This is a genomic window from Massilia solisilvae, assembly GCF_024753215.1.
Lineage (GTDB): Bacteria > Pseudomonadota > Gammaproteobacteria > Burkholderiales > Burkholderiaceae_D > Telluria > Telluria solisilvae.
The window spans coordinates 918,230-944,179 of record NZ_JANUGV010000002.1 but is presented as its reverse complement, the minus strand read 5'-3'; the positions used below and the strand labels follow the sequence as shown (position 1 = coordinate 944,179).

The 25,950-nt window shown below is 65.9% G+C and carries 23 protein-coding genes; 15 read left to right on the top strand and 8 right to left on the bottom strand.

The window, feature by feature from the left end; genetic code table 11:
• Positions 1 to 2 precede the first annotated feature (2 nt).
• Positions 3 to 641 carry an outer membrane lipoprotein chaperone LolA gene (gene lolA, locus NX773_RS12490; RefSeq protein ID WP_258856632.1) on the bottom strand — a complete coding sequence of 213 codons (639 nt, stop codon included), beginning with the start codon at positions 639 to 641 and terminating at the stop codon, positions 3 to 5.
• Positions 642 to 655: 14 nt separating this feature from the next.
• Entirely contained in the window at positions 656 to 3,079 is a 2,424-nt protein-coding gene (locus NX773_RS23540; RefSeq protein WP_307728530.1) for a DNA translocase FtsK, read from the bottom strand.
• A 174-nt stretch (positions 3,080 to 3,253) separates the two neighbouring features.
• On the opposite strand from NX773_RS23540, the gene trxB reads away from it, so the two are divergent.
• Positions 3,254 to 4,210, top strand: a complete 957-nt coding sequence (trxB, locus tag NX773_RS12475) for a thioredoxin-disulfide reductase (protein ID WP_258856631.1) — start codon at positions 3,254 to 3,256, stop codon at positions 4,208 to 4,210.
• A 9-nt stretch (positions 4,211 to 4,219) separates the two neighbouring features.
• The gene (locus NX773_RS12470) at positions 4,220 to 4,894 is read left to right on the top strand and encodes a Smr/MutS family protein (RefSeq protein ID WP_258856630.1); all 675 of its coding nucleotides are present in this window, start codon (positions 4,220 to 4,222) and stop codon (positions 4,892 to 4,894) included.
• A gap of 169 nt (positions 4,895 to 5,063) precedes the next feature.
• Here NX773_RS12470 and NX773_RS12465 read toward each other — a convergent pair whose 3' ends face one another.
• A complete protein-coding gene (locus NX773_RS12465; RefSeq protein WP_258856629.1) occupies positions 5,064 to 6,611 on the bottom strand; it encodes a class I adenylate-forming enzyme family protein in 1,548 nt (515 codons plus the stop codon).
• A 66-nt stretch (positions 6,612 to 6,677) separates the two neighbouring features.
• Between NX773_RS12465 and NX773_RS12460 the strand changes: the two genes are divergently transcribed.
• The gene (locus tag NX773_RS12460) at positions 6,678 to 7,415 is read left to right on the top strand and encodes a TetR/AcrR family transcriptional regulator (protein WP_258856628.1); all 738 of its coding nucleotides are present in this window, start codon (positions 6,678 to 6,680) and stop codon (positions 7,413 to 7,415) included.
• 167 nt (positions 7,416 to 7,582) lie between these two features.
• On the top strand, positions 7,583 to 8,188 hold the full coding sequence (locus NX773_RS12455) for a trimeric intracellular cation channel family protein (protein WP_258856627.1): 606 nt from the start codon (positions 7,583 to 7,585) through the stop codon (positions 8,186 to 8,188).
• A 136-nt stretch (positions 8,189 to 8,324) separates the two neighbouring features.
• Here the strand turns inward: NX773_RS12455 and NX773_RS12450 are convergent, their stop codons facing one another.
• Positions 8,325 to 8,663 carry a P-II family nitrogen regulator gene (locus tag NX773_RS12450; RefSeq protein WP_258856626.1) on the bottom strand — a complete coding sequence of 113 codons (339 nt, stop codon included), beginning with the start codon at positions 8,661 to 8,663 and terminating at the stop codon, positions 8,325 to 8,327.
• Positions 8,664 to 8,763: 100 nt separating this feature from the next.
• The gene (locus NX773_RS12445; RefSeq protein WP_258856625.1) at positions 8,764 to 10,815 is read right to left on the bottom strand and encodes an NAD(+) synthase; all 2,052 of its coding nucleotides are present in this window, start codon (positions 10,813 to 10,815) and stop codon (positions 8,764 to 8,766) included.
• A gap of 64 nt (positions 10,816 to 10,879) precedes the next feature.
• Between NX773_RS12445 and NX773_RS12440 the strand changes: the two genes are divergently transcribed.
• A complete protein-coding gene (locus NX773_RS12440; protein ID WP_258856624.1) occupies positions 10,880 to 12,019 on the top strand; it encodes a GNAT family N-acetyltransferase in 1,140 nt (379 codons plus the stop codon).
• On the opposite strand, the gene NX773_RS12435 is transcribed toward NX773_RS12440, so the two are convergent.
• On the bottom strand, positions 12,020 to 12,943 hold the full coding sequence (locus NX773_RS12435; RefSeq protein ID WP_258856623.1) for a LysR family transcriptional regulator: 924 nt from the start codon (positions 12,941 to 12,943) through the stop codon (positions 12,020 to 12,022). It abuts the gene before it with no gap.
• A gap of 271 nt (positions 12,944 to 13,214) precedes the next feature.
• Between NX773_RS12435 and NX773_RS12430 the strand changes: the two genes are divergently transcribed.
• The 10 genes from NX773_RS12430 (at position 13,215) to NX773_RS12385 (ending at position 23,963) form a co-directional block, all read left to right on the top strand.
• Positions 13,215 to 15,497, top strand: coding sequence for a TonB-dependent receptor (locus NX773_RS12430; RefSeq protein ID WP_258856622.1), 2,283 nt, complete (start codon positions 13,215 to 13,217; stop codon positions 15,495 to 15,497).
• A 114-nt stretch (positions 15,498 to 15,611) separates the two neighbouring features.
• Entirely contained in the window at positions 15,612 to 16,484 is an 873-nt protein-coding gene (locus NX773_RS12425) for an alpha/beta fold hydrolase (protein ID WP_258856621.1), read from the top strand.
• Between the two features lie 23 nt (positions 16,485 to 16,507).
• Positions 16,508 to 17,713 carry a substrate-binding domain-containing protein gene (locus tag NX773_RS12420; protein WP_258856620.1) on the top strand — a complete coding sequence of 402 codons (1,206 nt, stop codon included), beginning with the start codon at positions 16,508 to 16,510 and terminating at the stop codon, positions 17,711 to 17,713.
• A gap of 4 nt (positions 17,714 to 17,717) precedes the next feature.
• Positions 17,718 to 18,494, top strand: coding sequence for an ABC transporter ATP-binding protein (locus tag NX773_RS12415; RefSeq protein WP_258856619.1), 777 nt, complete (start codon positions 17,718 to 17,720; stop codon positions 18,492 to 18,494).
• Complete coding sequence (locus NX773_RS12410) at positions 18,472 to 19,212, top strand: ABC transporter ATP-binding protein (RefSeq protein WP_307728528.1); 741 nt, start codon at positions 18,472 to 18,474, stop codon at positions 19,210 to 19,212. Before NX773_RS12415 ends, NX773_RS12410 begins: the two co-directional genes overlap by 23 nt.
• A 10-nt stretch (positions 19,213 to 19,222) precedes the next feature.
• Complete coding sequence (locus NX773_RS12405; RefSeq protein ID WP_258856618.1) at positions 19,223 to 20,239, top strand: branched-chain amino acid ABC transporter permease; 1,017 nt, start codon at positions 19,223 to 19,225, stop codon at positions 20,237 to 20,239.
• Positions 20,240 to 20,244: 5 nt separating this feature from the next.
• Positions 20,245 to 21,312 (top strand): branched-chain amino acid ABC transporter permease, encoded by a 1,068-nt coding sequence (locus tag NX773_RS12400; protein ID WP_258856617.1) that lies wholly within the window; start codon positions 20,245 to 20,247, stop codon positions 21,310 to 21,312.
• 164 nt (positions 21,313 to 21,476) lie between these two features.
• Positions 21,477 to 22,130, top strand: a complete 654-nt coding sequence (locus NX773_RS12395) for a choice-of-anchor J family PEP-CTERM protein (RefSeq protein ID WP_258856616.1) — start codon at positions 21,477 to 21,479, stop codon at positions 22,128 to 22,130.
• Positions 22,131 to 22,147: 17 nt separating this feature from the next.
• Positions 22,148 to 22,543 (top strand): post-PEP-CTERM-1 domain-containing protein, encoded by a 396-nt coding sequence (locus NX773_RS12390; protein ID WP_258856615.1) that lies wholly within the window; start codon positions 22,148 to 22,150, stop codon positions 22,541 to 22,543.
• Positions 22,530 to 23,963, top strand: a complete 1,434-nt coding sequence (locus NX773_RS12385) for a PA domain-containing protein (protein ID WP_258856614.1) — start codon at positions 22,530 to 22,532, stop codon at positions 23,961 to 23,963. Before NX773_RS12390 ends, NX773_RS12385 begins: the two co-directional genes overlap by 14 nt.
• An 81-nt stretch (positions 23,964 to 24,044) precedes the next feature.
• Here NX773_RS12385 and ppa read toward each other — a convergent pair whose 3' ends face one another.
• Positions 24,045 to 24,581: an inorganic diphosphatase gene (gene ppa, locus NX773_RS12380; RefSeq protein ID WP_258856613.1), complete on the bottom strand. Its 537-nt coding sequence runs from the start codon at positions 24,579 to 24,581 to the stop codon at positions 24,045 to 24,047.
• 169 nt (positions 24,582 to 24,750) lie between these two features.
• Positions 24,751 to 25,947 (bottom strand): heme biosynthesis protein HemY, encoded by a 1,197-nt coding sequence (locus NX773_RS12375; RefSeq protein ID WP_258856612.1) that lies wholly within the window; start codon positions 25,945 to 25,947, stop codon positions 24,751 to 24,753.
• Positions 25,948 to 25,950: the final 3 nt, after the last annotated feature.

The window sequence follows — 25,950 nt, the reverse complement described above, 5'->3', positions numbered from 1 at the left end:
AACTACTGGTTAAAGACGTCCGCGCCCTTCGGCATCTCGAACTTGAACTGATTCGGGCTCAAGGCCGGGTTGCGCTGGAAGTTCCTGAACTGCAGCACGGTGGTCTGCCCGAACGTGTCCTTCAGCTCCATCGCCTGCGGAATGCCGTCACGCAGGCCAATGCCGATCTGCTCAAAAGTGGTGTCCTTCGACTTCGGCACCGCCCGCAGCCATTCCATGCCCTCGCGGGTGCCCGCTTCGGACAGCGTGAAATTCTTCTCCAGGTCGTTACTGCCGAACAGGATCGCGGCCGGCGACGAACCCAGCGCATTGCCCAGCTTTTTCACCGTCACCTGATTCAGGTCCTTGTCGTACACATAGAGCTGGTCGCCGTCAGCCTGCAGCAACTGCTCGTACGGTTTCTGGTACTGCCAGATGAACTTGCCGGGGCGCGAGAACAGGAAGGTGCCCGACGACGGCGGCGTGACCTTGCTGCTGGGCGAGGTGCGCACCTGCTTTTGCGTGAACTCGCCGCGCGCGCTCTTGGTGCTTGATACGAAAGTCTTGAACTGGTCGAGCGCGCTGGCGTTGGCCAGGCTGCTGACGGCCAGCAGGCCGGCTGCCAACAGTGTGGCCAGCGCGGATGTGGATTTCAATTGCATGTGTGGTCCTTGTCTTATTCGGCGTTCGCGGTCGGCACGAGGATATCGCGGTTGCCGTTGCTCTGCATGGCCGACACCACGCCGCTCTGCTCCATCTGCTCGAGCAGGCGCGCGGCGCGGTTGTAGCCAATGCGCAGGTGGCGCTGCACCAGCGAGATCGAGGCGCGCCGATGCTTGAGCACGACCGCCACCGCCTGGTCGTACATGGCGTCGGACTCGCCGCCACCCTCCGCGGCCGGCATGCCTTCCGCGTTGCCCTCTTCCAGCGTGCCGCCTTCGAGGATGCCTTCAATGTAATTCGGTTCGCCGGTCGTCTGCAGATGTTTTACAACTCGATGCACTTCGTCGTCCGACACGAACGCGCCGTGCACGCGCACCGGCAGCCCGGTCCCCGGCGGCATGTAAAGCATGTCGCCCATGCCCAGCAGCGTCTCCGCGCCCATCTGGTCAAGGATGGTGCGCGAGTCGATCTTGGACGAGACCTGGAACGCGATGCGGGTCGGGATGTTCGCCTTGATCAGGCCCGTGATCACGTCCACCGACGGGCGCTGGGTAGCGAGGATCAGGTGGATGCCGGCCGCGCGCGCCTTTTGCGCGATGCGGGCGATCAGCTCCTCGACCTTCTTCCCGACCACCATCATCAGGTCGGCCAGCTCGTCGATGATGATGACGATGGTGGGCAGCTTGTCCAGCGGTTCCGGCGCATCCGGCGTGAGCGAGAACGGGTTCGGGATGTGCTCCTCGCGCTTGGCCGCTTCCAGGATCTTGGCGTTGTAGCCGGCCAGGTTGCGCACCCCCAGCTTGGACATGAGCTTGTAGCGGCGCTCCATCTCGTTCACCGCCCAGTTGAGCGCGTGCCCGGCCTGGCGCATGTCGGTCACCACCGGCGCCAGCAGGTGCGGAATGCCTTCGTACACCGACATCTCCAGCATCTTGGGGTCGATCAGGATCAGGCGCACGTCGTCCGGGTCGGCCTTGTACAGCAGCGACAGGATGGTCGCGTTGATACCCACCGATTTACCCGAGCCGGTGGTACCTGCCACCAGCAGGTGCGGCATCTTGGCCAGGTCGGCGATCACCGGTTTGCCGGCGATGTCCTTGCCCAGCGCGACCGTCAGGCTCGAGGCGCTGTCGTTGTACACCTTCGAGCCTAGGATCTCGGTCAGGCGCACGATCTGGCGTTTCGGGTTGGGCAGCTCCAGCGCCATGTAGTTCTTGCCGGGGATGGTCTCGACCACGCGGATCGAGGTCAGCGACAGCGAGCGCGCCAGGTCGCGCGCCAGGTTCACGATCTGGCTGCCCTTCACGCCGGTGGCCGGCTCGATCTCGTAGCGCGTGACCACCGGGCCCGGATAGGCCGCCATCACCTTGGCCTCCACGCCAAAGTCCGACAGCTTCTTCTCGATCAGGCGGCTGGTGAATTCGAGCGTTTCCACCGCCACGGTTTCTTGCGCGGCAGGGGCGTCATCCAGCAGCGACAGCGCCGGCAGCTTGGAGTCGCCGGGCAGGCCCTGGAACAGCGGCACCTGCTTTTCCTTTTCCACCCGCTCGGACTTGGGCACGGCGACCATCGCCGGCTCGATCTTGAACGGCGGCGGCACCGGCACCGCGGCGGCAGGCGCCGAGTCGGCCGGCGACTCGCCCAGCTTCGGCTCGGCCTTGGGCGGGGCGGGGGGCGCATGCTTTTCGACGTACTTGGCGCGCTCATGGTCCACCACCTCGTCGCGCTTGACGGCCGCCACCTCGCCCTGTTTGCGGTCGATGCGGTCCTCGTAGCGCAGGCGGAACCAGTCCGCCGTCAGCTCGATCGCCTCGCCGATACGTTCGGCCACGGCCAGCCACGACACCTGGAAGAACAAGGAAAAGCCCAACCCGAACAGCGCCAGCAGCAGCAAGGTCGAGCCGGTGAAGCCAAACGCGACGTTGGCCGAGTGTCCGATCAACTGGCCCAGCACCCCGCCCGGCGCGCGCGGCAATTCCACCTTGAGCGACCACATGCGCAGGTATTCCAGCCCCAGACTGCCCGCGAACATGAGCACGAAGCCGATCCAGCGGATCAGCGCTTCGTGGTCGTGCTCCGGCTCCGGCTCGGTCTCGTGGATGAACTTGTCGGCCAGGCGGCGGTAGCCGCGCCACACCAGGCGCAGGAAGCACACGCACCACCACCAGGCCGAAAAGCCGAAGATAAACAGCAGCAGGTCGGCCAGCCAGGCGCCGGCACGGCCGCCCAGGTTGCTCACTTTCGGCACCACGCTCGCATGCGACCAGCCGGGATCGGCCTTGTTGTACGAGAGCAGGATCAGCACGAAGTACACGAACGCGACCGCGAGCGCGATCCAGCGCGCCTCGGACAACAGGCGCACCAGGCGGTTGGGCAGCGGCGGACGAACGTCAGCGTTGCGGGTGTTGTTCAAAGAAGAAGATGTTTTCTTGCCCATGCGTGGAAATGTTGCCTTCCAAGAGTTAATGCATTTTAAGGCATATATTGCCGCGCATGGCCGATCATTCATGCTTGTCCGCACGGTCGGCTATAATCGCATGTGGCATTTCGGCCTTGACCTGGCCTGGAACGGCCCCAAGTTCCTTCATCAATAAACATTGAAGCGCTCCTTATGACCACTAAGAAACACGCCAAAGTCCTGATTCTCGGTTCCGGCCCGGCCGGCTACAGCGCCGCCGTCTACGCCGCGCGCGCCAACCTCAAGCCGATGCTCGTCACCGGCGTCGAGCAAGGTGGCCAACTGATGACCACGACCGACGTCGAGAACTGGCCGGGCGACCCGATGGGCGTGCAAGGTCCGGAACTGATGCAGCGCCTGCTGCAGCATGCCGAGCGTTTCAATACCGAGATCGTGTTCGACCACATCCACACCACGTACCTGAACGAGCGCCCGATCCGCCTGGTGGGTGACTCGCACGAGTTCACCTGCGACGCGCTGATCGTCTGCACCGGCGCCTCGGCTCAGTACCTGGGTCTGGAATCGGAGCAGGCGTTCATGGGCAAGGGCGTGTCGGCCTGCGCCACCTGCGACGGCTTCTTCTACCGCAACCAGGAAGTGGCGGTGATCGGCGGCGGCAATACCGCGGTCGAGGAAGCGTTGTACCTGTCGAACATCGCCTCCAAGGTTACCCTGATCCACCGCCGCGACAAGTTCCGCGCCGAGCCGATCCTGATCGACCGCCTGATGGGCAAGGTTGAAGAAGGCAAGATCGTGCTGGAGCTGAACCAGACGCTGGACGAGGTGGTGGGCGACGAGTCGGGCGTGACCGGCGTGAAGATCAAGTCCACCGAGAACGGCGAGGTCAAGCACATCAGCGTGCACGGCCTGTTCGTGGCGATCGGCCACAAGCCGAACACTGGCATCTTCGAGGGCCAGCTCGACATGCACAACGGGTACATCAAGACCCGCGGCGGGCTGGAAGGCATGGCCACCGCCACCAACGTCCCGGGCGTATTCGCGGCCGGCGACGTGCAGGACCACGTGTATCGCCAGGCGATCACCAGCGCCGGGACCGGCTGCATGGCCGCGCTCGACGCCCAGCGCTACCTGGAGGCGCTGGAAGGCTAAGGCAAGGTAATGGCGGGACTGAAAAGCTTCGATGACCTGAAGGGCTTGCGCGACAAGCTCAAGGAAGACGAACGCGTTCGCGCCATGGAAAAAGCCGAGCGCGAAAAGCAGGAGCGGCTCGCGCGCGAGCGTGCGGTCGAGTTCAAGGGCGCGATGAAGGACGTGCACAAGCTGCCCGAATCGGACCGCTACGTGTACCGCCCGCCCCCGCCGCCGGCCAAGCCGCTGACGGAAAAGCGCAAGTTCGCCACCCAGGAAGAGGACGACGCGGCGGTGCTGCGCGAGTCGATGCTGTCGGACCAGTTCGACGTGGACGGGCTGCTCGACGAAGACCCGTCACTCGCCTACGCCCAGCCGGGCGTGGGGCCGGACGTGCTCAAGAAGCTGCGCAAGCGCCACTGGCCGGTGCAGGACGAGATCGACCTGCACGGCTACACGCGCGACCAGGCGCGCGAGATCCTCAACGACTTCCTGCACCGCATGAACCGGCGCGGCGTGCGCTGCCTGCGCGTGATCCACGGCGTGGGCTACGGCTCCGCCGGCGGCGAACCGGTACTGCGCGGGATGGTGCACAGCTGGCTGGTGCAAAAGCCGGAGGTGGTGGCGTTCTGTGTGGCCGGCAAGAAGGATGGTGGGCACGGCGCGCTGATCGTGCTGCTGCGGCACGCGCTGCTGGACCACTGACGCCGGCTGGTTTAAAACGCTGGCGGCCCGACCGACAGCGTGTTTCAAACAGCTTGCCTGAAACCGTCGTTCCCGCGGAGGCGGGAACCCATGCTGAAGCCGCATTTCGGCGAACTCAGCATGGGTCCCCGCCTCCGCGGGGACGACGGTTTCGTGGTTGGAGGCAGGCTCAGATTTTGGTATCCCTCCCCTCCCAATACGGCTCCCGCAACGCCCGCTTGAGCACCTTGCCCGCTGCATTGCGCGGAAACGCCTCCAGCACCACCACCTCCTGCACCCGCTGGAAGCGCGCGCCGACACGGCCGTTGAGCCACTCCTTCAGCGCGGCGCCGTCCACCGATCCCGGCTCCCTGAGCACCACCGCCGCCAGCGGCGTCTCGCCCCACTTCTCATGCGGCACGCCGAACACCGCCACCTCCAGCACGGCGGGATGCTCCACCAGCAGTTCCTCGATGTCGCGCGGGTACACCTTTACGCCGCCGCTGTCGATCATGTCCTTCTTGCGGTCCACCAGGTACAGGAAGCCTTCCTCATCCACGTAGCCCACGTCCCCGGTGTGCAGCCAGCCGTCCACCAGCGCCGCCGCCGTCAGGTCCGCTCGCTTGAAGTACCCGTCCATCAGCATCGGACCGCGTCCGACGATCTCGCCGATCTCGCCGGCCGCCGCGTCGCTGCCGTCCTCGCGCACGATGCGCATGTCCATGAACGGCGGCGCACACCCGACCGAGCCGGCCTTGCGCGTGGCGTCGGTCTTGTCGAGGATCGTCAAAAAGCCCTCGGTCAGCCCGTACAGTTCGTGGAAGCGCCCCGGCAGCAGCCGTTGCAGCTCGTCCTTGTGGTGGCTGTGCAGCGGCGCGCCCAGCGACAGGATCATCTGGAGCGACCCCAGGTGCTCGGGCGCAAAGCGCGGTGAGGCCAGCACCGCGATAATCTGCGACGGCACCAGCATGATGTGCGTGACGCGCTCGCGTCGGACGGTGTCGATCAGGGCCTCGGCATCGAACTGGCCATGCACGACGTAGGTGGCGCCAGCGAAGAACGCGCCCATCATCGTGACAAAGGCGCCGTTGAACACCAGCGAGCCGGTGGCCAGCACGACCGACTCCGGCCCGATGCGAAACACGCTGGAACACAGCAGCGCATACATGGCGCGCACCTGCTGGCTCAGCATGATGCCCTTCGGCTGCCCGGTGGTGCCGCTGGTGTACATGATGTTGTACAGGTCAGATGGAGCCACCGGCGACGGCAGGACCGGCTCGGCATCGCCATGCGTGAGCAGCGCGGCATAGCTGGCGGCCGGGTCCGCGTCCTCACCGACGAGCACCAACCGGCAGCCCGACAGTCGCGGCGCCAGCGCGGCTGCCTGCCTTGCCAGGTCAAGCAGGGAGCCGGTCGTAAACAGCATGACCGCCCCCGAATCGTCGAGCAGGCTCGCCAGCCCTGGCGCCAGCAGCATGGGCGACAGCGGCACCGCCACCGCGCCGATCTTGGCCGCGGCCCAGTAGATGTCGAGCAGCTCCAGGCAATTGGGCAGCAAGGTGGCAATGCGCTCGCCACGCCGCACGCCGGCGGCCAGCATGCCGTTGGCCAGCCGGTTCACGCGCAGGTTGAAATCGTGGTGAGTCAGGCGCTGGCCGCTGGCGACCACGGCCAGGTGCTCCGGACGATGGCGCGCGCTACGCGTCACCAGGCCGGCGATGGTCAGTGCGTTGTTCATGGGTGCTCCCGCGCGCACTCGCTTGTGTAAAATGCGTCGATCAACTTCATCCATCTCTCCTTGAATGTGAAGCCTGCCTCCCCGACTGACACCCCCACGGCAGCCGCCAGCACGGGGCGCAAAAGCGCAACGGTAGGACGGCCGCGCAAGACCGACGGCAATCCCGAAGCGTCGGCGCGCATCCTCGACGCGGCCGAAGACCTGTTCTCCAAACACGGCTTCTACGGTGTGACCATGCGCGCCGTGGCCGCGCACGCGCAGGTGGACACAGCCCTCGCCCACTACTACTTCGGCACCAAGCAGGGCTTGTTCGACGCGGTCTGCATGCGCCGCGCCGACATCGTCAACGCCGAACGCGTCGCGGCCATGGAGGCCTATGCCGCCGCGGCCGGCGCCAGCATGACGGCGGAAGGTGTGATCGCGGCCTTCCTCGCACCGCTGCTCGCCCCCGCGCGCCACGCCGACCCGGGCTGGAAAAACTACTTCACCCTGATCGCACAGCTGAACAACACCAGCGAACTCGGTGGCGCAACCATGACGCGCTACTTCGACCCGGTGGTCACCCGCCTGATCGACCTGCTGCAGCAGGTGATGCCCCAGGCCCGACGCGAAGACCTGTACTGGAGCTACCACATGCTCACCGGCTCGCTCACGCTCACCCTGTCCGACACCGGGCGCCTGGACCGGCTGTCGAACGGCATGTGCAAGTCGTCCGACATCGCGGCCATTGCGCCGCGCATGATCGAATATTGCGCAGCCGGGTTCAAGGCGGTGTGCCTGAAGCCGGGTACCAAGCGACAATAATTCAACAACTGATGAATTATTGCCGATCAATATAGCAACGTCTGCCGGCACAGGCAAGCAAGCACGCGGCGAAAAAGCAACGGAATCGGCGCGGGAAGCGTGCTTACGTGACACACGGGTGTCATGTTAGGCTAGCAACATCGCCACAATAACAACACTGCAGTTGCATGCATCTCATTAAGTTCGTAGAAATCATGGCGATTCTGGTCGGCGCGTTCTCGGGATTCATCGAGGCGCGCCGCAAGCGCATGGATTTGGTCGGCGTCTTCACGGTCGCCTTCATCACCGCATTCGGCGGCGGTACGCTGCGCGACATCCTGCTCGACAAGCGTCCCCTGTTCTGGGTCATCCACCAGGAATACGCGATCCTCATCTTCGTGCTCGCGCTGGTGGCCATGCCGCTGATGCGCACCCTCAGGCACATCCTGTCCGAACGGCTGATCGTGATCGCAGACGCGATCGGGCTGGGATTGTTTTCGGTGGCCGGCGTGTCGTCGGCGCTGGACGTGCATATGCCGCTGTTCATCGCATCGATGATGGGCGTGATCACCGGGATTTTCGGCGGAGTGCTGCGCGATATCGTGTGCAACGAGGTGCCGATGGTGTTCAGGGACGGCAAACCTTACGCGATCTGCGCGTTCCTGGGGAACTGGCTGTTCATGCTGATGCGGGCGGTGGACCTGCCGTATGACCTGGCGCTGTGGGTCAGCGCACTGTTCATCACCGGCTTGCGGCTGGTGACGTGGCGGTTTGACATGCGGCTGGGGCGATAACCGCGCCCCATGATACGTCGTTCCGGCGGAAGCCGGGACCCATGCTGAGCGTGCAACAGCGAAGGTGTGCGCCGCATCCGCTCACACTCAGCATGGGTTCCGGCGTTCGCCGGAACGACGGTTTATCGCGAGCGCGTCAAACCGCGTCCGGCCCGGTCTCGCCGGTACGGATGCGGATCACCTGCTCGATGTTCTGCACGAAGATCTTGCCATCGCCGATCTTGCCCGTGCGCGCGGCCTTGATGATCGCGTCCACCACCTGGTCGGCGACGTCTTCGTCCACCACCACCTCGATCTTCACCTTCGGCAGGAAATCCACCACGTACTCCGCGCCGCGATACAGCTCGGTGTGGCCCTTCTGGCGGCCGAAGCCCTTCACTTCGGTCACGGTCAGGCCGGTCACGTTGACCTCGGCCAGCGCCTCGCGCACCTCGTCCAGTTTGAACGGCTTGATAACGGCAGTGATCTGTTTCATCTGTGCTCCTTGAGTTGTTTCATTTATTGATCCGGTCATTCACGCGCTGCTTGAACGCGTGGGTAGGTGAGGCTGTGCAGTGCACAGCCGAACGCCCACCCTACCCCGGGATATTGTCCAGGTCCGCCAGCCACACCGTGGCTTCCGAGTCGCTGGGCGCGCGCCAGTCGCCGCGCGGCGACAGCGAGCCGCCGTTGCCGACCTTCGGCCCGTTGGGCACGGTCGAGCGCTTGAACTGGCTGGTCTTGAAGAAGCGCCACAGGAAGATCTTCATGTACCGCTTGATCTGGGCAAGGTCGTACTCGTTGCGCGACGCCTTGATGTCGTCGGGCCAGGCGCCCTCATCGCGGTTCTTCCATGCGCTGTATTCCAGGAAGGCGACCTTCGATGGGCGAAAGCCGTAGCGCAGCGTGTAGTACAGCGTGAAGTCCTGCAGCTCGTACGGGCCGATCACGTTCTCGGTGATCTGCGCCGGGCGCCCGTCGTCGGTGTTGCCGGGCACGAGCTCCGGACTGATCTCGGTTTCCAGCACGTTAATCAGCACTTCGGAGCCGCCCTCGCCCAGCTGGTGCGTCTCGGCCACCCAGCGCACCAGGTGCGAAATCAGCGTCTTGGGCACGCTCGCGTTCACGTTGTAGTGCGCCATCTGGTCGCCCACGCCGAACGTGCACCAGCCCAGCGCCAGCTCGGAAAGGTCGCCGGTGCCGATCACGATCGCGTTGTGGTGGTTCGCGAGGCGGAACAGGTGGCTGGTGCGCTCGCCCGCCTGCACGTTCTCGAACGTGACGTCGTACTCCTGCTTGCCTTCGGCGTAAGGATGGCCGAGGTCCTTAAGCATCTGGATGCAGCTCGGGCGGATGTCGATTTCGTGCGCCGAGCAGCCAACCACGCGCATCAGCTCGCGCGCCTGGCGCAGCGTGCGCTCGCTGGTGGCAAAGCCCGGCATGGTGTATGCCAGGATGTCCGCGCGCGGCAGGCCAAGCCGGTCGAACGCCTTGGCGCACACCAGCAGCGCGTGGGTCGAGTCGAGCCCGCCCGAAATGCCGATCACGACCTTGTTCACGCCGATCGCCGACAGCCGCTGCACCAGCGCCTGCACCTGGATGTTGTACACCTCGGTGCAGCGCTCGTCGCGGCGCGAACGGTCGGCCGGCACGTACGGGAAGCGTTCCACCGCGCGCGCCAGCGGCAGCGTGCGGTCCACCGGCAGCGCCAGCGCAAAGCGCAACACCCGGAATTTGGCAAGCTCCTGCGCATGGCGCCGCGCGTTCATCGCGTAGGTCGTGGCATGCATGCGCTCCTGCGACAGTCGTTCCAGGTCCACGTCGGCAAAAATGATGTGCGAGTCGTCGCGAAAGCGCTCGGACTCGGCCAGCAGCGTGCCGTTTTCGTAGATCAGTGCCTGGCCGTCCCATGCCATGTCGGTGGACGACTCACCGCGCCCGGCCGAGGTGTACAGGTAGGCCGCCATGCAGCGCGCCGACTGCTGGCTCACCAGCTGGTGGCGGTAGCCGCTCTTGCCCACCACGACGTTGGATGCCGACAGGTTGACCAGCACCGTGGCCCCGGCCATGGCCCCGAACGAGGACGGCGGCACCGGCACCCAGACGTCCTCGCAGATCTCCACATGAAAGCGGAAAAACGGCAGGTTCTCGACTTCAAACAGCAGGTTGGGACCGAACGGCACGTCGGCGCCGAAGAGTTCGATCCGGTCCACCGCCGCGCAATCGGCGGGCGCAAACTGCCGGGATTCGTAGAATTCGCCATAATTGGGCAGGTAGCTCTTGGGGACCACGCCCAGCACCTGTCCGTTGGCGACGACGGCCGCACAATTGAACAGCATGTGATTGACCCTCAGCGGCAGCCCCACTACCATCGCCACGGGCAGTGCGCGCGAGGCCTCCACCACGCTGGCCAGCGCCCGCTCGCAACCGTCCAGCAGCGCGCGCTGGTGGAACAGGTCGTCGCAGCTGTAGGCCGACAGTCCCAGCTCCGGGAACGCCACCAGCACCGAGCCCTGCTGGGCCGCCTGCTTGGCCAGCTCGATGGTTTGCAGCGCATTGAAGGCCGGGTCCGCCACCTTGCAGACCGGGCTGGCCACCGCCACCCGCGCGAAGTGGTGGGAGTAGAGGTTGAAAAATCGGTTGTTCATGACGAGATTCTCGCTTGGGCACATGCCTGCATCATGAGGCGCCATCTTTGGTACGGAAGTAATTTTGAATTATCGCACGCATATCGTTTCTTCTCTTGCCGAGATTGGCCAGGCGGCCTGGGATGGGCTGGTTCGGGCGCAGGAAGCAGCCAACCCTTTCCTGTCGTACGCATTCTTGCATGCCCTGCACGAGTCGGGCAGCGCGAGCGCCGCGACCGGCTGGCAGCCGCAGTTCATCACGCTATGGGACGGCCAGGCGCTGGCCGCCGCCCTGCCCTTGTACGTCAAGGACCACTCGTACGGCGAGTATGTGTTCGACTGGGCCTGGGCCGATGCCTACCAGCGCCACGGCTTCGAGTACTACCCCAAGCTGCTGTCGGCGATCCCGTTCACGCCGGTGGCCGGAGCGCGCCTGCTCGCGCGTGACCCACAGGCGCGCGCGGCGCTCATCGAGGTGCTCACGGCGACCCAGCAAGCGTCCGGCGTGTCATCGACCCATGTGCTGTTCCCGCCGGAGGAACAGGCGCGCCAGCTTGAACAGGCCGGCTTCATGCTGCGCCAGGGTGTGCAGTTCCACTGGCTGAACCAGGGCTACGCCAGCTTCGACGAGTTCCTGGCCACGCTCGAACAGAAAAAGCGCAAGAACATTCGCGCCGAGCGGCGCAAGGTGGCGCAAGCGGGCGTGACGCTCCGGCGCGTGCGCGGGGTGGACGCGGACGACACCGCCTGGCGCTTCTTCAACCGCTGCTACCGCCACACCTACGCGGCGCACCATTCGACGCCTTACCTGAACCTGGACTTCTGGCTGCGCATCGGCCAATCCATGCCCGAGAATATCCTGCTGGTGCTGGCCGAGCGCGACAACAAGCCGGTTGCCGCCTCGCTCGTGATCCATGACGAGCACACCCTGTTCGGCCGCTACTGGGGCGAGATCGAACACGTGCCCTGCCTGCATTTCGAGGCCGCGTACTACCAGCCGCTCGAATTCTGCATCGAACAGGGCATCCAGACCTTCGAAGGGGGCGCGCAGGGCGAACACAAGATGGCGCGCGGCTTCCTGCCCACCCGCACCTGGTCCGCGCACTGGCTGGCGCACCCGGCGTTCGCGGACGCGATCGAACGCTTCCTCGAACGCGAAGCCGGCGGCATCGACGACTACATCGACGAACTGAACGAGCGCAATCCGTTCCGCATGCGCGGCTGATTACAGCTGCATGCTCGGCTCTGGCGCCTCGTGCATGAACAGCTCCGGATGGGAGTCGGCATGCTCGCGCAGCAAGTTCCACACGGCGCGTACGCGCTGCAACCGGTACAGGTCGGTGGGCGCGGCCAGCCAGTACGAGCGCTCGGCGTAAAAGCCCGGCAGGACCATCTTCAGGCGGCCGTCGTCGGGAATGGCGTAGGGCGGCGCCAGCATCAGGCCCAGGCCGGCCTTGGCCGCTTCCACCTGCGCCGTCATGCCGGTGCAGCACAGCCGGCGGCGCGGGGTGAAGCCCAGTTCGTTCAGGTACGACAGCTCCTGGCTGGCCAGCCGGTCCTGCACGTAGTCGACGAAATCGTGGTGCACAAGGTCGGCATGCGAGTGGATCGGCTTGTGGCGCGCCAGGTACTCGGGCGAGGCGTACAGGTACATGCGAAAGGTCGCCATGCGCGTGACCACGTAGCGGCCGGTGGTGGGCGGGTCGAGCATCACGCCCATGTCGGCCTCGCGGTTGGCCAGGTTGGCAAAGCGCGGCAGCACCAGGAGGTCGATCGACAAATCCGGATGGTCGCGCAGCAGGCTGGCCAGCAAGGACGCGACCACGCGCACGCCGAACAGCTCAGGCACCCCCAGCCGCACCACGCCGTGCGCGGTCACCTCCGCGCCCACCAGCTGCTCGGCGGCGGCCAGCGCCGCGCCCTCCATCGCCTCGGCGTGCGGCAGCAGGGTCTGGCCCATCTCGGTCAGCTCGTAGCCCTCGCGCGAGCGGTCGAACAAGGTGGTGCCCAGCTGCGCCTCGAGCCGGTCGATGCGGCGCGCCACCGTGGTGTGCTCCACCTCCAGCCGGCGCGAGGCGCCCGACAGCGTGCCGGCACGCGCCAGTTCCAGGAAAAAGCGCAGGTCGGTCCACTCGGGCAGGATGTTCATAGGCAAGAAAATGATGTCAGTTTGGAATATTGTGCACTAGCGCACATTGCACCGGCAATCGCTTTGGCACAACAGTTTGTGTATGCACAGAAATTGTGCAAACAGTACGGTCCGGCCCCTTCCCGCTCTTGCACCGAGCTGGTGCGCAGGGGGTGTGCATTTCTGCACAAAGGGTGGGCGAGCTTGCCATCTTTTCATCCAAACTCAACAAGGGCACACTTCGACCGTGCGACTGAACGCATGCCGCAAATCCAAAAATTAGGAGACAACAATGCGTCTTACCAAGAAGAATCCGCTGCTGCTTACCCGTACCGCCGCCGCCGTGCTCGCCCTTTACGGCACCGTTGGCGTGTCCTACGCCCAGGAAGCGAACAGCCAGGCACCGGCAGCGACCTCGGAAAACAACATCGAAAAAGTGGTCGTCACCGCACGCCGCCGCGAAGAGACGCTGCAGGATGTCCCGGTCTCGGTCACTGCCTTCAGCGCCGACCAGCTGTCCAAACAGGCCATCCCCGACCTGACCGGCCTGACCAACAGCATCCCGAACACCACCCTGAAAGCGTCGCGCGCAACCAACACCACGCTGACCGCCTTCATCCGCGGCGTCGGCCAGGCCGACCCGGTTGCCGGCTTCGAATCCGGCGTTGGCATCTACATGGACGACGTGTTCCTGGCTCGCCCGCAAGCGGCCGTGGCCGATATCTACGACGTCGAGCGCATCGAAGTGCTGCGCGGCCCGCAGGGCACCCTGTACGGCCGCAACACCATCGGCGGCGCCATCAAGTACGTGACCCGCAAACTGGCCCCGCAAACCGACGTGCGCGTGCGCGCCACCGTGGGCGACTACGGCCAGAAGGAAGGCGTGCTGACCGCCAGCACCCCGCTGTCGGACACCGCGCGCATCGGCGGCACCATCGCCAAGTTCAAGCGTGACGGCTACGGCACCAACCTCGTCACCGGCAAAGGCAACTACGACAAGGACCTGACCGCAGCCCGCCTGTCGGCCGAGTTCACCCCGACCCAGGACCTGTTCATCCGCATCGCCGGCGACATCACCCAGGACGATTCGAATCCGAAGAACGGCCACCGCCTGATGGTTGGCCGCAAGAGCGGCTTCCCGATCCTGTCGAACGTGTACGACACCCAGGGTGAGATGATCACCACCAACGGCCACGAGCAGGAAATCCGCGCCCACGGCGTGTCCGCGCTGGTCGAATACAACGTGACGCCGGAAGTGACCCTGAAGTCGATCACCGCCAGCCGCCGCGACCACTCGTGGGCGCCGATCGACTTCGACGCGCTGCCGGTGGTGGACCTGGAGGTGCCCGCCGAGTACTCGAACAAGCAGTTCAGCCAGGAGTTCAACGCCACCTACAGCGGCAAGGACCTGCAGGGCACCGCAGGCGTGTACTACATGGACGCGACGGCGTTCAACCAGTTCGACACCATCGTCGGCTTCCCGGCCTTCATCGCCAGCACCTACACCAGCGCCAACGTGGGCACCAAGGCCTGGGCCGCCTACATCGACGGCAGCTACAACCTGACCCCGGACCTGCAGCTGTCCCTCGGCGGCCGCTACACCGTGGACAAGCGCGACGCCGCGCTGTACCGCCAGAGCTACCTGGGCAAGGGCTCGCCGTACCTGGGCAACCCGGCCGCGACCAAGCTGACCGCGATCCCGGACACCGACCTGCCCGACCTGAGCCGCCGCGACACCAAGTTCACCCCGCGCATCGCGCTGAACTACAAGGTCAACGCCGACCACAACGTGTACGCGTCGTACTCCGAAGGCTTCAAGGGCGGCGGCTTCGACCCGCGCATGAACATGGTCGGCACCAAGCTGACCGTGGCCAAGGCACGCCAGGGTTACAGCCCCGAGACCATCAAGACCACCGAACTGGGCCTGAAGTCCTCGTTCAACGGCGGCCGCATCACCACCAACGCCGCGGTGTTCCACAGCGACTACAAAGACGTGCAGATCCCGGGCTCGGTGGCGATCGACACCAACGGCGACGGCAAAGACGACACCTTCGCAGGCGTGACCACGAACGCGGGCAAGGCCAAGATCAAGGGCGTCGAACTCGAGGCGATCGCGCACATCACCAAGGAGTTCACCCTGGCCGGCATGTACAGCTACATCGACGCCAAGTACAAGGAGTACATCGTGGCCGGCGTGAACGTGGCGGACAAGCGCTACTTCCAGAATACGCCGCGCAACTCGAGCAACATCCGCGCGACGTACGACATCCCGACCCCGCTGATGGGCTACAACGGCACCACCTCGCTGATGGCCAGCTACGCCTTCAAGAGCAAGACCTACCAGTTCGAGACCCCGTCCGACCTGGACCAGCAGTCCTACCACCTGGTCGATGCGAGCGTGGTCTGGACCCGCGCCGACGGCCGCCTGCGTGTTGGCCTGCATGGCAAGAACCTGACCGACGAGCATTACAAGACCGGTGGCTACCTGTTCCAGACCCTCGGCAACGAGGGTACGCTGAGCGCGTTCTACGGCGCCCCGCGCACCGTGTCGGGCACGGTCGAGTACCGCTTCTGATCTAGCGATCCCACAGTAGTCAGCATCACCTGGCTGGCGCCCCACAAAGGCGCCGGCCAGGCCGGTTGCACCCTTTCGACCCCGAATCCGCCTGACCCGAGAGGATCCGCCAGCGTGTCCAACTTCACACCGATCACCTTTACCAGCACCGACGGCCTTGCGCTGTACGCCCGCGACTATGCCGCCAGCGCGGGGCCAGCGCACCTGCCCGTCATCTGCATCCACGGCCTGACCCGCAATTCTTCCGATTTCGACGAGATCGCGCCCGAAATCGCGCGCCTTGGCCGGCGTGTCATCGCCGTGGACGTGCGCGGCCGCGGCCACTCGCAGCGCGACCCCAACCCCGACAACTACAGCCCGCTGGTGTATGCCGGCGACGTCGAGAAGCTGATGCACGACCTGGGCATCGCCCGCGCCGTGTTCGTCGGCACCTCGATGGGTGGCCTGATCACGATGACGCTCGCGGCCAAGAACCTTGACCTGATCGCCGGTGCCATCCTCAACGACATCGGGCCCGTCATCTCGCCCAAGGGCCTGGCGCGCATCGCCGGCTACACCGGCAAGTCCGCCTCGCTCACCTCGTGGGAGGAAGCAGCGGGCTACATCAAGGACATCAACCAGTGTGCCTTCCCCGACAACTCGGATGACGAATGGCTCAAATGGGCGCGCCGCGCATTCGAGCAGGATGCCGAAGGGCGCCTGGCGGCGCGCTATGACCCGAATATTGCGATTGCGTTGCAAACGGGTAAACTGAGGCCGACCTCGCTTGCCGCACGGCTGGCGTTCAAGCGCCTGGCAAAGAAGCGCCCCACCCTGCTCATTCGCGGCACGCTGTCCGACCTCGTCGAGGAACAGCAGGCTGCATGGATGCGCAAGGCGGCGCCCGACCTGCGCTACGCCGAGGTGCCGAACGTCGGCCATGCGCCGATGCTCACCGAGCCCGAGGCCCTCGCCGCGATCCGCAGCTTCATGGCGCAGGTCGCGTAAGCAGAAATCACTAGGAGACTCACATGAACAGCACCACACCCCTCGCCAAGCCCTTGAGCCTCGCACTGGCCGGCGCGTTCGCCGCCCTGTTCTCGACTTGCGCGCTGGCTGCGCCCGACCTGAAGATCGCGCTCATCGCCGGCAAGACCGGCGTGCTCGAGTCCTACGCCAAGGAGACCGAGACCGGCTTCATGATGGGCCTGGAATACCTCACCGGCGGCAAGATGGAAATCAACGGCCGCAAAATCAAGGTGATCGTCAAGGACGACCAGGGCAAGCCGGACCTGGGCCGCACCCTGCTGGCCGAAGCCTATGGCGACGACAAGGCCGACATCGCGGTGGGCACCACCTCGAGCGGCTCGGCGCTGGCCATGCTGCCGGTGGCCAAGGAATACAAGAAGGTGCTGGTGGTGGAGCCGGCGGTGGCCGACGAGATCACGGGCGCCAAGTGGAACAAGTACATCTTCCGTACCGCGCGCAACTCGATGCAGGACGCGCTGGCCGCGGCCAGCACGCTCAAGAGCGGCTCGATCGGGTTCCTGGCACAGGACTACGCCTTCGGCCGCGACGCCATCAAGGCCGGCAAGCAGGCACTGGCGGCCACCGGCTCCAAGGCCACCGTCGTGCACGAGGAATATGCGCCCGCCACCGCGACCGACTTCACCGCGCCGTCGCAGCGCCTGTTCGACGCGCTCAAGGACAAGCCGCAGCCGCGCGTGCTGGCCATCGTGTGGGCCGGTCCCAACCCGATGAACAAGATCGCCGACATGAAGCCGGAACGCTATGGCATCGCGCTGGCGCCGGGCGGCAACCTGCTGCCGATCATGAAGACCTGGAAGGCCTACGCAGGCACCGAAGGCACGATCTATTACTACTACGGCTTCCCGAAGAACAAGATGAACGACTGGCTGGTGTCCGAGCACACCAAGCGCTACAAGGCACCGCCCGACATGTTCACCGCCGGCGGCATGGCCGCGGCCAGCGCCGTGTTCACCGCGTTGTCCAAGGTCCCGAGCGCCAACAGCGAGCAGCTGGTCACGGCGATGGAAGGCATGTCGTTCGAGACCCCGAAAGGCACCATGACCTTCCGCAAGGAAGACCACCAGGCGCTGCAGCCGATGTACCACTTCCGCATCAAGAAGGACCAGAAGAACGAATGGGACCTGCTGGAACTGGTGCGCGAGATCCCGGCCAAGGAACTGCCGCTGCCGGTGACGAACAAGCGCTGATCGCATGACCGCATACTCGCAACAGCAGCCGTCGCTGTCCACCCGCGACCTGACCATCCGTTTTGGTGGCCACGTCGCGGTGAACGCGGTGACGGCGGACTTTTACCCGGGCACGCTGACGGTCATCGTCGGCCCCAACGGCGCCGGCAAGACCACCTATTTCAACCTGGTGTCCGGGCAGCTGCCCGCGACCTCGGGCAGCGTCTTCATCAACGGCCATGAGGTCACGCGCCACGGGCCGGCGCGCCGCACGCGCCTTGGCATCGGCCGCGCGTTCCAGCTCACCAACCTGTTCCCGCACCTGTCCGTGATCGAAAACGTGCGGCTCGCGGTGCAGGCGCGCGCGGGGGCCGGCATGAACATGTTCTCGATCTGGTCCAGCCACAAGGAACTGATCGCCCGCGCCGAGCACTACCTGGAACGCGTGCACCTGATGGGGCGGCGCGACACCATGGTCGGCACACTGTCGCACGGCGACCAGCGCAAGCTGGAAGTGGCCATTTTGCTCGCGCTGGAACCTTCGATCATGATGTTCGACGAGCCGACCGCCGGCATGAGCGTGGACGAGGTGCCGGTGGTGCTGGACCTGATCCACCAGGTCAAGCGTGACGCCAACAAGACCGTGCTGCTGGTAGAGCACAAGATGGACGTGGTGCGCGCGCTGGCCGACCGCATCATCGTGCTCCACAACGGCACGCTGGTCGCGGACGGCAAGCCGCAGGAAGTGATGCAATCGCAGATCGTACAGGAAGCCTATCTTGGAACGCCAGAACCAGCTTGATCCATTACTCACGCTGTCCGGCGTGCACACCCACATCGGCCAGTACCACATCCTGCAGGGCGTGGACCTGGTGGTGCCGCGCGGCGGCCTGTCGGTGCTCCTGGGCCGCAACGGCGCGGGCAAGACGACCACGCTGCGCACCATCATGGGCCTGTGGCAGGCCAGCGCCGGCAGCATCACTTTCGACGGCCAGGACATCACCAGGATGTCCACGCCCGACATCGCGCGTGCCGGCATTGCCTACGTCCCCGAAAGCATGGCCGTGTTCTCCGAACTGACCGTGCGCGAGAACCTGTACCTGGCGGCCCGCAGCGGCGCGCTCGACAATGCGCGCGTGGACTGGATCTGCGGCTTCTTCCCGGCGCTGAAGAAGTTCTGGAACTACCCGGCCGGGAACCTCTCGGGCGGGCAGAAGCAGATGGTGGCGATCGCCCGTGCGATCGTCGAGCCGCGCAAGCTCCTGCTGGTGGACGAGCCGACCAAGGGCCTGGCGCCGGCGATCGTGCAAAGCCTGATGGCGGCCTTCCGCGAACTCAAGGACACCGACACCACCATTTTGCTGGTCGAGCAGAACTTCAACTTCGTGCGCACGCTGGGCGACAGCGTGAGCGTCATGGATGACGGTCGCGTGGTGCACGCGGGTTCCATGCGCGAGCTGGCCGACGACGACGAACTGCAGACGCGCCTGCTTGGCCTGTCGCTCGATTCGCACCAATAGGACTTCATCGATGAGTGCTTCCCTTCCCCTTGCCCAGCAAGAGAGCCTGCCCGCAGCCAAGCGCGACATCGCGCCGCTCTTGCTGGTGCCGGCCCTGATGCTGGCCATGCTGCCGCTGGTCGGCAGTTTTCCCACCTGGGTCACCCTGAGCGTCGCCGGCCTTGCGATGGGCATGATGATCTTCATTATGGCCAGCGGGCTGACGCTCGTGTTCGGCCTGATGAGCGTGCTGAACTTTGGCCACGGCGCCTTCGTGTCGGTGGGCGCGTTCGCCGCCACCATGGTCCTGCTGCCGATGCACGGCTGGCTCGAGGCCGAGTCGCTGGCGGCTAACCTTGGCGCGCTAGGCCTCGCCCTCATCGTTGCGATGCTCGTCACCGGCGTGCTTGGCTGGGCGTTCGAGCGCGTGATCATCATGCCGGTGTACGGCCAGCACCTCAAGCAGATCCTGGTGACGATGGGCGGCATGATCGTCTCCGAGCAGCTGATCAACGTGATCTGGGGCCCGGAGCAGATCGCGCTGCCGCTGCCGGCCACGCTGCGCGGATCGCTGATCCTGGGCGACGCCGCCATCGAAAAATACCGGCTGGTCGCGGTCGTCGTTGGCCTGGCCGTGTTCCTGACGATCTTCCTGGTCCTGAACCGCACCAAGCTGGGCCTGTTGATCCGCGCCGGCGTGGAGAACGGCGAAATGGTCGAGGCGCTCGGCTACCGTATCCGCCGCCTGTTCGTGGCCGTGTTCGCGGCCGGCTCTGCGCTCGCGGGCCTGGGCGGCGTGATGTGGGGGCTGTACAAGGAAAACCTGACCGCCTCGATGGGCGCGGACACGATGGTCATGATCTTCATCGTCGTCATCATCGGCGGACTCGGCTCGATCGGCGGCTGCTTCATCGGCGCGCTGCTCATGGCGCTGGTGGCCAACTACGCGGGCTTTCTCGCGCCCAAAGTGGCGCTGGTGTCGAACATCATCCTGATGATCGCCATCCTGCTGTGGCGCCCGGCCGGGCTTTATTCGAAATCGCGGTGAACCCCATGCTCAATTCGCTTCTTTCCGCCGACCTGCCCCGTAGCCGCGCGCTGTCGCTGGTGCTGGTGCTGATCCTCGCCGCGCTCGCCTGCGCGCCCTTCCTGGTAACGGGCGCACGCCCGCTCAACACGGCCGCCACGATCTGCGTGTACATCGTGCTGGTGGCATCCTACGACCTGCTGCTCGGGTACACCGGCATCGTCTCGTTCGCCCACACGATGTTCTACGGGATCGGCGCCTATGGCGTGGGCATCGCGCTGTCCAGCGTGGACGAGCCGACCTGGTCGCACGTGTTCGCCGGCCTTGCGATCGCGCTGGTGCTCACGCTGGCGCTTGCGCTGGTGGTCGGCCTGTTCGCGCTGCGCGTGCGCGCCATCTTCTACGCCATGATCACGCTCGCGGTGGCCGCGTCGTTCAGTGTGCTGGCCTCGCAACTGTCCGACTTCACCGGCGGCGAGGACGGCAAGACCTTCAGCGTGCCGGAACTGCTCTCGCCCGGCTTCACGCTGGCGGAGAACGAAGTGTTCGGCCGCTCGATCGACGGCAAGCTGATCACCTACTACGTCGTGTTCTTTGGCTGCCTGCTGCTGTTCCTGTTCCTGCTGCGCGTGGTGAACTCGCCGTTCGGACGCGTGCTGCAGGCGATCCGCGAGAACGAGTTCCGCGCCGAGGCGCTGGGCTACCGCACCATGTTCTACCGCATCTGGGCGAACGTGATCGCGGCCCTGGTCGCGGCGCTGGCCGGCGCGCTGATGGCGCTGTGGCTGCGCTATGTGGGCCCCAAAACCTCGCTCGGCTTCGAGATCATGACCGACATCCTGCTGATCGTCGTGATCGGCGGCATGGGCACGATGTACGGCGCGGTGGTCGGCGCCACCCTCTTCATCCTGGCCCAGAACTACCTGAAGGAGCTGATGGCCCACGCCTCCGGCGCGCTGGAAGGCGTGCCGCTGCTGGCCGCGGCGCTGCATCCGGACCGCTGGATGCTGTGGCTTGGCGTGTTGTTCGTCCTGTCCGTGTACTTCTTCCCGGTCGGGATCGTGGGCAAGCTGCGGCTGCGCAAGCGCGGCTGACATCGCCGCCGTCGGGCGGCATCAGTTCTGGCTGGACGCGTGGGCAAGGGACTTGCCCACCCTACCGTCTCGGCTGGGCATTGAACATTGAACGAAAATCAATGTTCGTTATCTCCCCGAACATATTATGAAGGCAACTATGCTTTCGCCGGGAGCTAACGCGCATGAGAATGCTGAAGAACATGGCGGCGGCCACGCTGTCGCTGGCCGTACTCGCCCCGCTGGCCGCCCGCGCCGGGGTCGAGGTGCTGAACGAAGGCTTCTCCGACCTCGCGGCGCTGCCCGGCTGGGCGCAGGTCAACAACAGCACGCCCGCCGGCGGCGGCTGGTTCCAGGGCAACGCGAGCATTTTCCCTGCCAGGATGGGCGCGGCCAGCGCGTACGCCGCCGCCAATTACCTCAGCGCGCAGGACGGCAGCGGCAGCGTGGACAGCTGGCTCATCACGCCGGTGCTGAACCTGTCCGGCACCACCGTCTTTTCCTTCTTCACCCGCGCGGCCAGCGACCCGGGCTTCGCCGACAAGCTCGAAGTGCGCTTTTCGCCTGGCGGCAGCAGCGACACCTCCGGCTTTGCCACGCTGCTGGCGACGGTCGGCATGGCCAATTACCCGCGCGCGTGGACGCAGGTCAGTTCCAGCTTCCAGTTCGACGGCGCGGGGCGCTTTGCCTTCCGCTACTTCGGCGACGCCGCGGCACTGAATTACATCGGCATCGACAGCGTGCGCGTGATCACCGCGGTGCCGGAGCCGTCGCTGTCGCTCATGCTCAGCCTTGGACTCGGCGCACTGGCCCTGCTGCGCCGCAAGAACGCCAATTGACCCAGGAGGAACCTGCCATGCCTAACGAAAAACTCCTCGCGGCCTTGCCGCTGGCAGCACTGTTCGCCGCGGTGCTGATGCACATGCCGGCGCGCGCGCAGGACGGGATGGTCGTCGTGCGCGACCCGCAGACCGGCCAGATGCGCGCCCCCACCGCCGCTGAAATGAAGGCGCTGGCGCCACCGCCGATGGTGGGCCTGCGCGCCCAGGTGCCGCTGTCCTCGCTGGTCAAGACCAACCCGAACGGCAGCCGCACGCTGCGCCTGGGCGAACGCGGCCTGGTGTATTCGGTCGTGTCGCGCGCGCCGGACGGCACGCTGGCCCAGCACTGCGTGCAGGGCGAAGAGGCCGCCGCCAAGGCGCTGGCCGAACCGGCCACCCACCAACAGGAGGTCCGCCATGAAGACCGCTGATTCGCTGCTGCGGCGCGCCGCTTGCGCGTTGGCCCTGTCCTGCTGCGCGATCGGCGCGGCGCAAGCCGGCGCCACCATCACCATCATCAACACCAACGAGCCGGGCGTGGGCTTCAACGACCCGACGCCGGCGGCGCCGGTGGGCGGCAACACCGGCACCACGCTCGGCCAGCAGCGCCTGATTGCGTTCCAGCGCGCCGCCGACATCTGGGGCGCGACCCTGAACAGCAATGTGCCGATCCGGGTCGATGCCTCGTTCGTGCCGCTGTCGTGCACCGCCAACAGCGCAGTACTCGGCTCGGCCGGCGCCAACGAAATCTGGTCCGACTTCGACAATGCACCCAAGGCCAAGACCTGGTACCCGAGCGCGCTCGCCAGCAAGCTGCAGGGCAGCGACGTCACCACGCCGGACCAGCCGCACATCGTGGCCCGCTTCAATTCGCGCCTGGGCCTGTTCGACGACTGCATGCCCGGCTCGGGCTTCTACCTGGGGTTGGACAACCAGTTCGGCAACCAGATCGACCTGGTCACGGTGCTGCTGCACGAGCTGGGCCACGGCCTGGGCTTCCAGACTTTCACCGACGACGCCACCGGCGAGGAAATCCTGGGCCTGCCTTCGATCTGGGACTACTTCCTGGTCGATAACCGCAGCAACAAGGCCTGGGTCCAGATGACCGATGCCGAGCGCGCCGCCTCGGCCATCAGCGGCAACGGGCTGTCGTGGAACGGGCCGATCGTCACCGCCGCCGTGCCGCAGGCGCTGTCGCCGCGCTCGAACCTGGCTGTCAGCGGCCCCGCTGCCGGCGACGCTGCCGGCAATTACAGCGTGGGCGACGCCTCGTTCGGCCCGGCGCTCTCGGCCAAAGCCGTGACCGGACAGCTGATGCCGGTGGTGGACCAGGGCGATGGCACCGGCACCGCCTGCACGCCGCTATCGACCGCCAACAAGATCGCCGTGCGCCGCAATATCGCCCTGGTGGACCGCGGCACCTGCTCGTTCGTGGTCAAGGCCAGGATGGTGCAGGACGCCGGCGCCATCGGCATGATCGTGGCGGACAACCAGCCCGGCGACCTGGCCGGCATGAGCGGCTCGGACCCGGCGATCAAGATCCCCTCGGTGCGCGTCACGCAGGCCGACGGCGCCACGCTCAAGGCCGTGCTACAGCACCGCTCGCGCACGCGCTCGGGCGTGGTGGCGAGCCTGGGCATCAACCCCGACGAACTGGCCGGCGCCGACGCCCAGCACCGCATGCTGATGTACACCCCGACCACGCTCACGCCCGGGTCCTCGGTGTCGCACTACACCACCGACGCCAAGGCCAACCAGCTGATGGAGCCGGCCATCAACGGCGACCTGTCGCACGAGGTCACGCCGCCGCGCGACCTGACCTATCCGCTGCTGCGCGATATCGGCTGGTGATGAGCGGCTCGTGATGCGCGGCACATGAAAAAAGGGCCGGAACCCTTGCGGGAACCGGCCCTTCTCGATGAATACGGGCAATTACTTCTGCTTGGCCTTGAACGCCGCCACGCCGGCGACGATTTCCGCCTTGGCGTCTTCCGGGCCGCCCCAGCCTTCGATCTTGACCCACTTGCCCTTTTCCAGGTCTTTGTAGTGCTCGAAGAAGTGCTGGATTTGCTGCAGGCGCAGGTCCTGCAGGTCTTCCGGCTTCTGCCAGTGGCTGTAGATCGGCAGGATCTTGTCGACCGGGACCGCCAGGATCTTGGCGTCGCCGCCGGCTTCGTCGGTCATCTTCAGCACGCCGATGGCGCGGCAACGCACCACCACGCCCGGGATCAGCGGGAACGGGGTGATCACCAGCACGTCGCACGGGTCGCCGTCGTCGGCGATGGTCTGCGGCACGTAACCGTAGTTGCACGGGTAGTGCATCGCGGTGCCCATGAAGCGGTCGACGAAGATGGCGCCGGATTCCTTGTCCACTTCATATTTGATCGGGTCGGCATTCATCGGGATTTCGATGATGACGTTGAAGTCGTTCGGCACGTCGCGGCCGGCCGGAACTTTGTTCAAACTCATGAGGTTTCCTTGGGTTGCTGAAGATTCAATGTAGGTGGAACATTATAGCGAATCGGACAGGGTTTGTGCGCCGCAGCAAGGGGGTGTCGTGCGGAAATGCCCACACCTGCGCCCCAAAAACCGTCGTCCCGGCGCAAGCCAGGGTGACGGGGTTGTTAGCGGTTCGCGGTCAGAGGATGGTCGCCAGCGCGCACTGGCGGTAATGCGCCGCCGCCTCCGCGTCCTGCCCCAGCGCCTCGTGCATCTGGGCCAGCTTCAGGTGCGCTTCCTGCACCATGTCCGGGTCGGTCACGTCCGACAGCGCCTGCTCCAGGTAACGCTGGGCCTTGCCCCACAGCTTCTGGCGCAGGCACAGCGAACCGAGGGTCAGCGCCAGCTCGGGATCGTTCGGGCGCTCGCGGATCCACGCTTCGCAGTTCTCGATTTGCGCCAGCAGCGTGGTCGAACCGGTCGGCCCGGCCGACTCGCGGTAGGCGCGCACCAGCCGGTCGTCCCAGCCGGCCTTGAGCGCCTCTTCGGCGATCGCGCGCGCCTCGTCGTGCATGCCGCGCGCATTGAAGGCGCTGGCTGCCTGCTGGGCAACGTAGGGCTTGGTACGGTCTTCGGGCGGAACGCTGGCCCAGGCGCGCTGGATCGATTCGGCGTCGTGCGTGTTCTCCGACAGCAGCGCCTCGTACGCCATCTCGCGCAGGCGGCTCGACAGCGCCGGATGCAGCGCCTTGCGCTTGTCCAGGATGCGCACCAGGCGCAGCACCTCGGGCCAGTTGCGCGCCTGCTGGTTGGCCTTGAGCGACCACTGCAGCGCATGGATGTGGCGCTGCCCGCTGGCGTTCAGCTCGGACACCGCCTCCAGCGCCGCTTCCGGCTGGTGCTCGTCCACGCGCAGTTCGGTCACCGTCATCAGGCGCGCGGTCTTGAGGCTGTTGTCGTGCACGATCCCGGCCAACCAGGCGTCGCGCCGCGCCGGCTCGCGCATGCGGTGCGCGGCGCGGGCGCCGATCAGCGCGGCCAGGCCTGCGTTCTCGGGCAGCTCGGCGGCGCGCATCGCGGCCTTCTCGGCATGGCCGAAGCGGCCCTCGAACAGCGCCTTGAGCGCGTCGCGCAGGCCCTTGTTGCCCTCGCGCTCGCGCTTGCGCTGGCGATAAGCGGCCACCCGCTCCGGCATCGCCAGCGTGGCACGGATCGCGCGCACCAGCCAGTACAGCAGCAGGAACAGCAGTACGGTGAGCACCACGAACAGGTTGAGCGACATGTCGATCCGGTGCGGCGGGTAGAAGAACACCACGTTGCCGGGGTTGAAGCGGGCGGTCACGGCCACGCCGATCGCCGCGGCCATCAGGACGACTAACCAGAGAAGAAGACGCATGGC